This is a genomic window from Streptomyces sp. NPDC007991 (genome assembly GCF_042958445.1).
GTDB lineage: Bacteria > Actinomycetota > Actinomycetes > Streptomycetales > Streptomycetaceae > Streptomyces.
The window spans coordinates 597,176-609,213 of the sequence record NZ_JBIBJD010000003.1; the positions used below are offsets into that span (position 1 = coordinate 597,176).

Below are 12,038 nucleotides of genomic sequence, written 5' to 3' on the forward strand. Positions count from 1 at the left end.
GCCCTGTCAGGCCACCGGCCGCACGCGTGCGCCGGTGGCCTCGCGCAGGGCCGCCGCCAGCCGGTCGCGGACCGCCGCCTGCGCGGCGATGCGCGCGTCCAGCACCGCGAGCCGGCCGGCGGCGACCCGCAGCGCCTCCTCGGAGGCGGGCCCGGCCGTGACGTCGCCGTCCAGGCACGGCAGGAACACCCGTACGTCGTCGAGCGTCAGGCCCACGTCCAGCAGCCGGCGGACGTTGCGGACGCGGACGGCCGTACCGGCGTCGTACAGGCGGTAGCCGTTCGCGGCGCGTTCGGAGGTGATGAGCCCCGCCTGTTCGTAGTGGCGCAGGGCGCGCGGTGTCGTGCCGGTCGCCTCGGCGAGTTCGCCGATCCGCACAGGTGGTTCCGCCATGCGCGTCAGTCTCATGTGACGACCGCGCCGCCGTCCACCGGGAGGACCACGCCGGTGACGAACGAGGCCTGCGGCGAGGCCAGTCGCGTGATCGCCCACGCCACCTCCTCGGGGCGTCCGACCCGGCCGAGCGGTGTGTGCGCGAGCTGCCAGGCGCGGATCGCGGCCCGCTGCTCGGGGGTGTGGCCCGTGTGGTCGGCGATCGGCGTGTCGATCGCGCCCGGCGCCACGGCGGCGACCCGGATCCCGAGCGGGGCGAGCTCGATGGCCCAGCTGCGCGTGAGCACTTCCAGGGCCGCCTTCCCGGCCGCGTAAAGGGAGTTGCCCGGCCAGCCGCGCTGCCCGACGGCCGTCGTCACGTTCACGATCACGCCCCGGCCGTCCTCCAGGGCCGGGAGGGCGGCCTGCACGAGCAGGACGGGGGCGAGGAGGTTCGTCGCGAGCTGGGGCTCGACGGCGGCCCGTGTGTAGGTGCGCAGGGACTGGGTGTTGACGATGCCCGCGTTGTTGACGAGCACGTCGATGCGGCCGTGCCGGTCGAGTGCCGTACGGACGATGCGTTCGGGAGCGCCGTCGGCCGTGATGTCGGCGACGAGCGGGCTGATGCGGGCCGGGTCGTGGGCGGCGGTCTCGGCGAGGGGCGCAGCGCGGCGGCCCACCGCCACGACGTGTGCGCCCGCGTCGGCGAACGCGTGGGCGGTGGCCCGGCCGATGCCGGTACCGGCGCCGGTGACGAGCACGGTGCGCGGGGTCTTCGTATCCGGGGATGCCATGCGGGGATCGTCGGACCCTGACGTCAGTGTCAAGGTCAAGTGAAGCCGCCCGCAGGAACTCTCTCCGCGGACGGCCTTTCGAGGGCGGAGGCCTACTGCTGGTCGGGCCGTTCGCGGTCGCGGTCCATGCCGAGCTGTCCCTCGACCCGCTGCTGCCCGGCGTCGATCTGGTCCTCGTACCTGCCGCCGGTCCTCTCGTTCATCTTCTGTTCCGCGGAGTCGGAGCCCTGCTTGCCCTTGTTCCGCGCCTGGCTCTTGAACTTGTCGAAGATGCCCATTCAGAAAACTCCCTCCAGAGGCGACTCAGAACCGACGATACGCGCGGCATGCGATATATGCCCGTTTGGGCCTGATGTGGTCTGGACCTCTTCCTCGCTACGGTGGGGGCCTGGCACACGCCGCCCGTGCGGAGGCGGAACAGGCAAGCAGGGGAGGGACGCACGGTGAGGCGTCTGAGGCGCGGGGCGGCACTCGCCGTCGCGATGATGTTCGCCGGTTCGGCACTGGCCGGCTGTGAAGGCCTGACCCCGCCCGCGGACAGCGGCGGCCCCTCGGGCTCCGGCGTCCCGACGGCCGGTGACGGACGGGCCGTGAACCCGCTGGACAACCCGGACGGCACGAAGCCGGGCCTGGCGGCGATCACGTCCACCGAGGACAAGGCGAGGGCCCGTGCCCTCATCGAGAAGGTCGTGACGAAGGGACGCGGCCCCAGGACGGGCTACGAACGGGACAAGTTCGGCTACGCCTGGATGGACTCGGCACCGGCCGACGTCCCCTTCGCCCGCAACGGGTGCGACTCGCGCAACGACCTCCTCAAACGCGACGGGGAAGACCTCCGCTTCCGGTCGGGCTCGGACTGCGTCGTCATGTCGCTGACGCTGCACGACCCGTACACCGGCAAGGTCATCGAGTGGACCAAGTCCCGTGCGACGAAGGTCCAGATAGACCACGTCTTGCCGCTGTCCTACGACTGGCAGATGGGCGCCTCGCGCTGGACGAAGGACAAGCGGGAGGCCATCGCGAACGACCCGCTCAACCTCGTCCCGGTCGACGGACCGGCCAACGGCTCCAAGGGCGACTCCGGCCCGGCGTCCTGGCTGCCCCCGAACAAGCGGATCCGCTGCGCCTACGCGGTGCGCTTCGCCCAGGTGTCGCTGAAGTACGAGCTTCCCGTCACGGCGGCGGACAAGCGGATGATGCTGAAGCAGTGCGGAGGCTGAAGCCGGGTGAGGTGAGCCCGAGCGGAGCGCCTCGGATGCCGGGCGGACTGGTCGCACTGGCGCTCGGCGGGTTCGGCATCGGTCTGACCGAGTTCCTCATCGCCGGGCTGCTGCCGCAGGTGGCGGCGAGCTTCACGGTGTCCGAGGCGGCCGCCGGCCGGCTGATATCCGGGTACGCGCTGAGTGTCGCGGTGGGAGCGATCGCGCTGACCGCGGCGACGGCACGACTGCCCCGCAAGCAGGTCCTGGTCGGCCTGGTGGCCTTGTTCGTCGTCGGCAACCTGCTGTCCGCCGTCGCACCGGACTACCGGGTGATGCTGCTCGGGCGGATCGTCGCGGCGTTGTGCCACGGTTCCTTCTTCGGCATCGGCTCGCTGGTCGCGCGCAGTCTGGTCGCGCCGGAGAAGAAGTCCCAGGCGGTGGCGGTCATGTTCGCGGGGCTGACGGTCGCGAACGTGCTGGGCGTGCCGTTCGGCGCGCTGGTCGGTGAGCGCTGGGGCTGGCGGGCGGCGTTCTGGGCGGTCACCGCGATCGGCGTCCTCGCCCTGGCGGGAATCGCCGCGCTGGTACCGGCGTGGGCGGGCCGGGTGCCGCCGGCCACAGGGACAGGCGAGCCGGGCCCGATTCCGCCCCGGCCGGCCACGGGTACCGGCGAGCCGGACCCGATTCCGCCCCCGTCGGCCACAGAGACAGGCGAGCCGGACCCGGTGCCGCCCGGCGGCCTGCGGGCGCAGCTGCGGGCCTTCCGCTCCTGGCAGGTCTGGCTGACACTGGCGGCCACCGCGCTCGGCTACGGCGGGATGTTCGGTGCCTTCACCTACATCGCCTACACCTTCACCGAGGTCAGCGGCTTCGCCTCGGGCGATGTCGCCTGGCTGCTGATGGTCTACGGCGTCGGACTGGTCGTCGGGAACCTGGTCGGCGGGCGCGCGGCCGACCGCGACCGTGACCGTGCCCTGGTCCTCGCCCTGCTCGGACTCACCCTCACCCTGGTGCTGTTCGGGCTGCTCGCCGGCAGCGCGACCGCCTCGGTCGCCTTGGTGTTCGTGATGGGGGTGACGGGGTTCGCCGGCGTGCCCGGGATGATCACGCGGGTCACCGACTTCGCGCACGGGGCCGCCCTGGCAGCCAGCGCCAACGTGTCCGCCTCCAACGTAGGCAACGCCCTCGGCGCCTGGCTCGGCGGCCTGGCCATCACCGCGGGCCTGGGCTACACCTCACCGCTCTATGTCGGCGCCGGCATCGCCCTGCTGTCCACGGTCATCATGGTCATCGCCGCCCGGAAGGCCAGATCCGGCCAGGTGGCGGACCGTGTCCCCACAGGGTAATCCGGTGCGGGCCGTGCGTCCGCACACCTACCGTGACCGCATGCAGCCGAAGATATCGAGCCTCGCCGACCGCCCGGACATGAGGGAGCGGGTCGTCGGGATGGCGGACAGCTGGGCGGAGTTCACGACCCAGGACCTCGTGGGCGCCGCGCACTTCCCGCGGATCGCCGCCGAACTCCCGCAGTACGTCCTGTTCGCCGAGGACGAGGAGGGCGAGGTCGTCGCGAACGGCTTCAGCGTGCCCTTCGCCCTCCGCGCCGAGGGCCGCGGCCTGCTGCCCGGGAACGGCTGGGACACGGTCCTCGTGTGGGCATTCTCCGACCTGCGCCGCGGGGTGCGCCCCGACACCGTCAGCGCGATCTCGATCTCCGTCGCCCCGCACGCCCAGGGCCGCGGCCTGTCCGCGCTGATGCTCTCGGCCATGCGCGACAACGCCCGGGCGCACGGCTTTTCGGAGGTCGTCGCCCCGGTCCGCCCCAACGCCAAGCACCTGGAACCGCACACGCCCATCGAGGAGTACGCCCACCGGGTCCGCCCCGACGGCCTGCCCCAGGACCCGTGGCTGCGGGTCCACGCCCGGGCCGGTGCCACCATCGACTCCGTGGCACCGGCCTCCATGACGGTGGCCGCCCCACTGGCGGACTGGCGCCGCTGGACGGGCCTGCCGTTCGACACCCGGGGCGACATCGAGGTGCCCGGCGCCCTGGTACCGGTGCGCTGCGAGCCGGAGCGCGGGTACGCGGTGTACGTCGAGCCGAACGTGTGGATGCGGCATCCCCTGTGACCATGCCGCGGGCGCATTTCGCAGGGGGCCTCACGGACCGGTCCGCGCGGCGGTGCCGGAAGTCCCGGTGAATCGTTGGTCGAATGGGTTGGCCAGAGCGTGGCCACTGCCTACCATCGATCACCGCAAGACCTTGTGCACCGTCGCACAATCTCCTCGGGAGGTCTCCTTGCACCGCCGCTGTCGCACCGCGCTCGTCCTCACCGCCGTGATCGCCGCCGCGGCGCCCCTGCTCACCGCCTGCGGCAACGACGCGCACCCCGGCGCGGCGGCCGTGGTGGGCGGCCGGCGGATCACCGTCTCCCAGCTGGAGGACCGCGTCGGGGAGGTACGCGCGGCCCAGCGCGCGGCCGTGCGGGACGACGCCCAGTACCAGCAGGCCATCGCCGGCACCGGCACGCTCACCCGCGACACCCTGCACACCATGGTCCTCGACCGGGTGCTGCACCGCGCCGCCCAGGACGCCGGTGTGACCGTCACCCGCAGGGAGATCCAGGAGATGCGGTCCGGCCTTGAGCAGCAGGCCGGCGGCGCCAAGGCGCTGGAGACCACCTGGCTCCAGCAGTACGGCATCCCGCCGCAGCGCCTGGAGGAGAACCTCCGCCTCCAGCTGGAGGCCCAGAAGCTCGCCCGGAAACTCGGCACCGACACCAACCGCCCCGAGTTCTGGAAGGCCCTGTCCGAGGCCTCCAAGGACCTGAACGTCGACCTCAACCCGCGCTACGGCACCTGGGACGTGCAGAAGAGCAGCCGCGCCGACGCGAAGACGCCGTGGGTGCGGGACGTGTCGGCGGCGCAGGCGCAGCAGAACATGTAGGGCCCCGGGATCAAGGGCCCGGGCCCAGGGCCCAGGGCCAGGTGTCCAGGAGGCCTGTGGATAACTTCCGGGGCTGTCGGCGGCGTGGGATAGCTTCGAATCGTGAACGCCAACAGCCCCGAAGCCACCGCCGCCCCCGGCCGCATCGTCCTGCTCACCACCAGCCACCGTGTCGCCCCCGGCCTGCTGTCCTGGCCCGCCTGGCGGGCGCTGCACGCGGCCGGCCGGGTGCTGTGCGCGGACGGCGCGCACCCGCAGCTGCCGTATCTGCGCGAGGCGGGCATCTCCGTCGAGGAGGCGTCCCCGACGGCCGAGGAGCTGGTCGACGCCTGCGCCGGCGGGCGCACGGTGGTGGTCGTGGCCACGGGCGAGGGCGAGCCGGCCCTGACGGACGGCCTGGCCCGCCTAGCCGGCACCGGCCGCGTCGCCATGCCCGAGCTGGAGCTGCTCCCCGCCTCCTACGACCTGCCCGGCGCCCGCCTGCTCGATCTCGTCCAGGTCATGGACCGCATCCGCGCCGAATGCCCGTGGTCGTCCCGGCAGACGCACCAGGGCCTGGCCAAGTACGGCATCGAGGAGGCGTACGAACTCGTCGAGGCGATCGAGGAGGGCGACCGCGACGAACTGCGCGAGGAGCTCGGTGACGTCCTCCTCCAGGTCGTCTTCCACGCCCGGATCGCCGAGGAGGACCCGGAGGCCCCCTTCTCCGTCGACGACGTCGCCGCCGGCATCGTCGCCAAGCTGATCCACCGCCACCCGCATGTCTTCGGCGACGCGACGGCCACCACGCCCGAGGAGGTCAAGGCGCACTGGCTGCGCACCAAGGCGGTCGAGAAGCAGCGCAGCTCGGTCACCGAGGGCATTCCCCTCGGCCAGCCCGGCCTGGCCCTCGCGGCCAAGCTGGCGTCCCGCGCCCGCACAGCCGGCCTGGACATACCGCTCCCGCCGGTCGAGGGCATCGGCTACGACCTGCTGGCCCTGGCGGTCCGCGCGGAGTCGGAGGGCGTGGACCCGGAAGCGGCCCTGAGAGCGGCGGCCCGCGCGTACCGGGACGCGATCAGGGAGGCGGAGCAGGGCTGAGACCGGCCGAGGGCAGGGGGGAGGCGGAGCCCGATACCGTCGGGGAGTGACCGACCAGCCCCAGCCCAGCACCCCGCCCGCCGCTCCCGACCTCTTCACCTGGGAGTTCGCGAGCAACCCCTACCCCGCCTACGCCTGGCTGCGCGAGCACGCCCCGGTGCACCGCACCAAGCTGCCCAGCGGCGTGGAGGCCTGGCTGGTCACGCGGTACGCCGATGCCAAGCAGACGCTCGCCGACCCCCGGCTCTCCAAGAACCCGGCGCATCACGACGAGCCCGCGCACGCCAAGGGCAAGACCGGGATCCCCGGGGAGCGCAAGGCCGAGCTGATGACGCATCTGCTCAACATCGACCCGCCGGACCACACCCGGCTGCGGCGGCTCGTGTCCAAGGCGTTCACGCCCCGCCGGGTCGCCGAGTTCGCGCCGCGGGTGCGGGAGCTCACCGACACCCTGATCGACGGCTTCGCGCGGAAGGGGTCCGCCGACCTCATCCACGAGTTCGCGTTCCCGCTCCCCATCTACGCCATCTGCGACCTGCTCGGTGTCCCCCGCGAGGACCAGGACGACTTCCGCGACTGGGCGGGGATGATGATCCGTCACCAGGGCGGGCCCCGGGGCGGCGTGGCGCGGTCCGTGAAGAAGATGCGCGGCTATCTCGCCGACCTCATCCACCGCAAGCGGGAGGCGCTGCCCACCGAGCCCGCCCCCGGCGAGGACCTCATCTCCGGGCTGATCCGCGCCTCCGACCACGGTGAGCACCTCACCGAGAACGAGGCCGCGGCCATGGCCTTCATCCTGCTGTTCGCCGGGTTCGAAACGACCGTGAACCTGATCGGCAACGGCACCTACGCCCTGCTCACCCACCCCGGGCAGCGCGCGCGCCTCCAGGCGTCCCTCGCCGCCGGGGAGAGCGGCCTGCTGGAGACCGGCGTCGAGGAGCTGCTGCGTTACGACGGCCCCGTCGAACTCGCCACTTGGCGGTTCGCCACCCAGCCGCTGACGCTCGGCGGGCAGCACATCGCGCCCGGCGACCCGGTCCTCGTCGTCCTGGCCGCCGCGGACCGGGATCCGGAGCGGTTCGCCGATCCGGACGCGCTCGATCTCGCCCGCCGTGACAACCAGCACCTCGGCTATGGCCACGGCATCCACTACTGTCTCGGCGCCCCGCTCGCCCGCCTGGAGGGCCAGACCGCGCTCGCCGCGCTCCTCACCCGCCTCCCGGACCTGCGGCTCGCGGCGGACCCGGCCGAGCTGAGATGGCGCGGCGGTCTCATCATGCGCGGGCTGCGCACGCTGCCGGTGGAGTTCTCACCGGCCTAAACATGACACGCCGTCATGACTGTGATCTTCACGTGATCTGCGCGGCATGAACTTGTGACAAGTGATCGACTGCCGATACGTTCACCCATCATCAGCGCGGCCCAGGCACCCTCCGCCGCGCCGGTCACTGCTGTCTCGCGAAAGGTCTCCGTATGCTCTCCGGGAACGGTCGGCACCGTCGCCCCCGCCAGGCTCCGGCTCTCCTCGTCGCGGCCGGGGTAACCGGCTCCGCCATCGCGATCCCGCTCCTCGGGGCCTCCGGTGCCAGCGCGGCCGACGGTACGACCTGGGACCGGGTCGCGGACTGCGAGACCGGCGGCGCGTGGAGCCAGAACAGCGGCAACGGATACTTCGGCGGCCTCCAGTTGTCCCAGGAGGACTGGGAGAACCACGGCGGTCTCGACTACGCCCCGAGTGCCGACCTGGCCAGCCGCTCCCAGCAGATCGCCGTGGCCGAGAGAATCCTCGCCGACCAGGGTGTCGGCGCCTGGCGCACCTGCGGGCTGCTCTCCGGCCTGGAGCAGGACAAGGACTCGGACACGTCCGACTCGTCCGGTTCCTCCGACTCCTCCGACTCCTCCGACTCCTCCGATCCGACGGACTCGCCCGGACTGCTCGACTCCTCCGAGTCGTCCTCCGACAGGCAGTCGACCTCGGAGGACGAAACCGCCAAGTCCGACAATTCATCCGATTCCGCCGATGCCTCGACGCGGGACCAGTCGCCTGCCCCCGAGAGTGACCAGCCCGACAACTCCCGTCAGGGCGACGACTCTTCGGCACCCGCCGAACCCGAAGCCGGACCCGAACCCGACACCACCGCCGGCCGTCACCGCGGCCCCAGCGCCGATGAGGGCACCGCGGCCGAGGACGGCCGTACGTCCGGGTCCGCCGGACGGCACGCCTCGCGCGACGGCGGGGCCTCCCGGGAGGCGACGGACGGCTCCTACACCGTTCGCCCCGGCGACAGCCTCTGGTCCATCGCGAACTCTCTTGACCTCAGCGGCGGATGGCACGCCCTCTACGCCGGGAACGAGACGGCCGTCGGCACCGACCCGGACCTCATCCGCCCCGGTCAGAAGCTCACCGTAGGGGTCGAAGCGGACGAGAAGTAGCCGGTGGGGCAGTCCGGAAACGGCGGCGGAAGTCACCCCGAAACCGCGCGAGTTCATGTCACCGTTTGCGTCTGATGTCCCTTATCGGTGCGGTGAGAGATAGATCTCAGAAGCCCTGATCGTCTTTGGAATTCCGCGGATCGCGTGTCTACGGTCATGACCGCTCGCCACCGCGAGCCCCGGCTGCCGCAACGCCGAATCCTGCCAGCGGCCGCACGGGAACAGTCGTCGCGTCAAGCGCCGCAGGCAGGAGCGGGGGACCCAAGGTAAGTGCCCGACCGGCCGGTTGTGCCGGAAGGGCTTGGGGTGAAGCCGTGTCCCGGGAGGGACGCGGCCGGGCAACTCAACCGGCCCGAACCCGACAGCTCACCTCGCAGGCGTCGGTGAGGGGATCTCTCCATGCTGTTTTCCGGCAAGGGCACGCACCGCCGTCCGTCCAAGGCCTCTCGGGTCATCGCCATCGCCGGTGTCACCGGTGCCGCCGTCGCCGCCCCGCTGATGGCGTCCGGCAGCGCCTCCGCCGCCACCGCCTCCGAGTGGGACGCCGTCGCCCAGTGCGAGTCCGGCGGCAACTGGTCCATCAACACCGGCAACGGCTACTACGGCGGTCTGCAGTTCTCCGCCTCCACCTGGGCCGCGTACGGCGGCACCCAGTACGCCTCCACCGCCGACCAGGCGAGCAAGGACCAGCAGATCCAGGTCGCCGAGAAGGTCCTCGCGAGCCAGGGCAAGGGTGCCTGGCCGGTCTGCGGCAAGGGCCTGTCGAGCGCCGGCTACAGCGGCGGCTCCGCGCAGGGCGGCGGCTCCACCGAGACCCGCCAGAGCGAGCAGCAGCCGGCCTCCCGCTCCGATGAGCGCCCGGCCCAGACCCAGAAGACCGTCACCACCCCGACCGGCAAGAAGGTCAAGAAGGGCGACGGCGAGTACAAGGTCGTCAAGGGTGACACCCTCAGCTCCATCGCGACCGAGCAGAAGGTCGAGGGCGGCTGGGAGAAGCTGTTCGAGCTGAACAAGGACATCATCACGGACGCCAACCTGATCTACCCGGGCCAGCAGCTGCACCTGAAGTAAGCAGCGGCCCACCCCCGTCCCCACGGGCTCCCCGCCCCGGTGCGTCATCCCCCGTGCGCACCGGGGCGGGGTTTTTTCTGCCGGTCTTTGCGAACCGGCTTTGTTCCGTTCGGAAACAATTTACTCTCGGTTCTGTCCATGGGGTGGGCGACCCGGTGGCCGATCGCCCGGAGCCGGTTAGGCTCATGTCGCGAGCCACCGCGGCCCGCGCCTCGCCGGGTCCCCGCGGCCCGCGTACCCGCGTCACATGAAGAAGGAGATGCTCGTGCCGTCCATCGACGTCGTCGTAGCCCGGGAAATCCTGGACTCCCGAGGCAACCCCACGGTCGAGGTCGAGGTCGGCCTCGACGACGGCAGCACCGGCCGTGCCGCCGTCCCGTCCGGCGCCTCCACGGGCGCCTTCGAGGCCATCGAGCTGCGCGACGGCGACTCGAACCGCTACCTCGGCAAGGGTGTGGAGAAGGCCGTCCTCGCGGTCATCGAGCAGATCGGCCCGGAGCTCGTCGGCTACGACGCCACCGAGCAGCGCCTGATCGACCAGGCCATGTTCGACCTGGACGCCACCGACAACAAGGGCTCCCTCGGCGCCAACGCCATCCTCGGCGTCTCCCTCGCCGTCGCCCACGCCGCCTCCGAGGCCAGCGACCTGCCGCTCTTCCGCTACCTGGGCGGTCCGAACGCGCACCTGCTGCCGGTGCCGATGATGAACATCCTGAACGGCGGCTCGCACGCCGACTCCAACGTGGACATCCAGGAGTTCATGATCGCGCCGATCGGCGCGGAGTCCTTCTCCGAGGCCCTGCGCTGGGGCGCCGAGGTCTACCACACGCTGAAGAAGGTCCTGAAGTCGAAGGGCCTGGCCACCGGCCTCGGCGACGAGGGCGGCTTCGCCCCGAACCTCGGCTCCAACCGCGAGGCCCTCGACCTCATCCTGGAGGCGATCAACGAGGCCGGCTACACCCCCGGCGAGCAGATCGCCCTGGCGCTCGACGTCGCCGCGTCCGAGTTCTACAAGGACGGCGTCTACACCTTCGAGGGCAAGGAGCGCTCGGCCGCCGAGATGACCGAGTACTACGCGGAGCTCGTCGACGCGTACCCGCTCGTCTCCATCGAGGACCCGCTGTTCGAGGACGACTGGGAGGGCTGGAAGACCATCACCGCCAAGCTCGGTGACAAGGTCCAGCTCGTCGGCGACGACCTGTTCGTCACCAACCCCGAGCGCCTGGCCCGCGGCATCGAGGAGGGCGCGGCCAACGCGCTCCTGGTCAAGGTCAACCAGATCGGCTCGCTGACCGAGACCCTCGACGCCGTCGAGCTGGCCCAGCGCAACGGCTTCAAGTGCATGATGTCCCACCGCTCCGGCGAGACCGAGGACGTCACCATCGCGGACCTGGCCGTCGCCACCAACTGCGGTCAGATCAAGACCGGCGCCCCGGCCCGCTCCGAGCGCGTCGCCAAGTACAACCAGCTGCTGCGCATCGAGGAGATCCTCGACGACGCGGCGGTGTACGCCGGCCGCAGCGCCTTCCCGCGCTTCAAGGGCTGACCCGGCCCGTAAGTAGCAGCGTCGTACGTACGTCCCCGTACTCGGTCCCGTACCGTGTCCGGGGACGTACGCGCGTATGACGGCGGAGCGGGAGGCGGACAGATGGCCGTGAAGGACCGGGACCGGTTCTCCACCGCGACCAGGATCCGGCTGCTCGGCGAGCAGACCGCGGCCCGGGTCTACCGCTCCCAGACCAAGCGCCAGGCCCGCCGCTCCCGGCTGACCGGCCGGGCCGCGCTGCTCGCCCTGGTGATGTGCTCGCTGATCGTGGCCCTGGCCTACCCGATGCGGGAGTACGTCTCGCAGCGCGCCGAGATCGACGACCTCCAGCGCGAACAGCAGCAGGCCCGCCAGCGTGTCGAACGGCTGCGCGACCAGAAGGCGCGCTGGCAGGACGACGCGTACGCGGAGCAGCAGATCCGGAAGCGGTTGCACTACGTCATGCCGGGGGAGACGGGGTTCATCGTCGTCGACCCGCACGCGGCGAAGCAGTCGCACGCCGACCTCGGGGCGGCCGACCGCCCCTGGTACTCGAACGTCTGGGACGGGGTCGACAAGGCCGACGCCTCCGACCAGTGACCCGACACCCAGCC

The 12,038-nt window shown here is 71.7% G+C and carries 13 protein-coding genes and 1 riboswitch; of the genes, 10 read left to right on the forward strand and 3 right to left on the reverse strand.

The window, feature by feature from the left end:
* Nucleotides 1-6: 6 nt before the first annotated feature.
* From ACFZDA_RS11220 to ACFZDA_RS11230, 3 genes are all read right to left on the reverse strand, one after another.
* Complete coding sequence (locus ACFZDA_RS11220) at nucleotides 7-378, reverse strand: MerR family transcriptional regulator (protein ID WP_391078576.1); 372 nt, start codon at nucleotides 376-378, stop codon at nucleotides 7-9.
* Nucleotides 379-404: 26 nt separating this feature from the next.
* Nucleotides 405-1,166, reverse strand: coding sequence for an SDR family oxidoreductase (locus ACFZDA_RS11225; RefSeq protein ID WP_391078287.1), 762 nt, complete (start codon nucleotides 1,164-1,166; stop codon nucleotides 405-407).
* A gap of 92 nt (nucleotides 1,167-1,258) precedes the next feature.
* Nucleotides 1,259-1,444 (reverse strand): Rv0909 family putative TA system antitoxin, encoded by a 186-nt coding sequence (locus ACFZDA_RS11230; protein WP_391078290.1) that lies wholly within the window; start codon nucleotides 1,442-1,444, stop codon nucleotides 1,259-1,261.
* 165 nt (nucleotides 1,445-1,609) lie between these two features.
* On the opposite strand from ACFZDA_RS11230, the gene ACFZDA_RS11235 reads away from it, so the two are divergent.
* The 10 genes from ACFZDA_RS11235 (at nucleotide 1,610) to ACFZDA_RS11280 (ending at nucleotide 12,024) form a co-directional block, all read left to right on the forward strand.
* Nucleotides 1,610-2,386: a DUF1524 domain-containing protein gene (locus tag ACFZDA_RS11235; protein WP_391078293.1), complete on the forward strand. Its 777-nt coding sequence runs from the start codon at nucleotides 1,610-1,612 to the stop codon at nucleotides 2,384-2,386.
* A 35-nt stretch (nucleotides 2,387-2,421) separates the two neighbouring features.
* A complete protein-coding gene (locus ACFZDA_RS11240; RefSeq protein WP_391078297.1) occupies nucleotides 2,422-3,714 on the forward strand; it encodes an MFS transporter in 1,293 nt (430 codons plus the stop codon).
* A gap of 40 nt (nucleotides 3,715-3,754) precedes the next feature.
* A complete protein-coding gene (locus ACFZDA_RS11245) occupies nucleotides 3,755-4,498 on the forward strand; it encodes an N-acetyltransferase (protein WP_391078299.1) in 744 nt (247 codons plus the stop codon).
* Nucleotides 4,499-4,667: 169 nt separating this feature from the next.
* Entirely contained in the window at nucleotides 4,668-5,315 is a 648-nt protein-coding gene (locus ACFZDA_RS11250) for a SurA N-terminal domain-containing protein (protein ID WP_391078302.1), read from the forward strand.
* 102 nt (nucleotides 5,316-5,417) lie between these two features.
* Nucleotides 5,418-6,395: a nucleoside triphosphate pyrophosphohydrolase gene (locus ACFZDA_RS11255; RefSeq protein ID WP_391078304.1), complete on the forward strand. Its 978-nt coding sequence runs from the start codon at nucleotides 5,418-5,420 to the stop codon at nucleotides 6,393-6,395.
* 46 nt (nucleotides 6,396-6,441) lie between these two features.
* A complete protein-coding gene (locus tag ACFZDA_RS11260) occupies nucleotides 6,442-7,716 on the forward strand; it encodes a cytochrome P450 (RefSeq protein WP_391078307.1) in 1,275 nt (424 codons plus the stop codon).
* A 152-nt stretch (nucleotides 7,717-7,868) separates the two neighbouring features.
* Nucleotides 7,869-8,828, forward strand: a complete 960-nt coding sequence (locus ACFZDA_RS11265; protein WP_391078309.1) for a transglycosylase family protein — start codon at nucleotides 7,869-7,871, stop codon at nucleotides 8,826-8,828.
* A 228-nt stretch (nucleotides 8,829-9,056) separates the two neighbouring features.
* Nucleotides 9,057-9,223: riboswitch (cyclic di-AMP (ydaO/yuaA leader) on the forward strand.
* 4 nt (nucleotides 9,224-9,227) lie between these two features.
* Nucleotides 9,228-9,899, forward strand: coding sequence for a transglycosylase family protein (locus ACFZDA_RS11270; protein WP_391078312.1), 672 nt, complete (start codon nucleotides 9,228-9,230; stop codon nucleotides 9,897-9,899).
* Between the two features lie 265 nt (nucleotides 9,900-10,164).
* On the forward strand, nucleotides 10,165-11,445 hold the full coding sequence (gene eno, locus ACFZDA_RS11275; protein WP_128092713.1) for a phosphopyruvate hydratase: 1,281 nt from the start codon (nucleotides 10,165-10,167) through the stop codon (nucleotides 11,443-11,445).
* Nucleotides 11,446-11,547: 102 nt separating this feature from the next.
* Nucleotides 11,548-12,024, forward strand: a complete 477-nt coding sequence (locus ACFZDA_RS11280; protein ID WP_391078315.1) for a septum formation initiator family protein — start codon at nucleotides 11,548-11,550, stop codon at nucleotides 12,022-12,024.
* Nucleotides 12,025-12,038: the final 14 nt, after the last annotated feature.

Excerpts from the sequence above, each read along its gene's own strand:
- ACFZDA_RS11225 (WP_391078287.1), bottom strand. The coding sequence starts at position 1,166 with ATGGCATCCCCGGATACGAAGACCCCGCGCACCGTGCTCGTCACCGGC.
- ACFZDA_RS11230 (WP_391078290.1), bottom strand. The coding sequence starts at position 1,444 with ATGGGCATCTTCGACAAGTTCAAGAGCCAGGCGCGGAACAAGGGCAAG.
- ACFZDA_RS11240 (WP_391078297.1), top strand. The coding sequence starts at position 2,422 with ATGCCGGGCGGACTGGTCGCACTGGCGCTCGGCGGGTTCGGCATCGGT.
- ACFZDA_RS11245 (WP_391078299.1), top strand. The coding sequence starts at position 3,755 with ATGCAGCCGAAGATATCGAGCCTCGCCGACCGCCCGGACATGAGGGAG.
- ACFZDA_RS11265 (WP_391078309.1), top strand. The coding sequence starts at position 7,869 with ATGCTCTCCGGGAACGGTCGGCACCGTCGCCCCCGCCAGGCTCCGGCT.
- ACFZDA_RS11270 (WP_391078312.1), top strand. The coding sequence starts at position 9,228 with ATGCTGTTTTCCGGCAAGGGCACGCACCGCCGTCCGTCCAAGGCCTCT.
- ACFZDA_RS11280 (WP_391078315.1), top strand. The coding sequence starts at position 11,548 with ATGGCCGTGAAGGACCGGGACCGGTTCTCCACCGCGACCAGGATCCGG.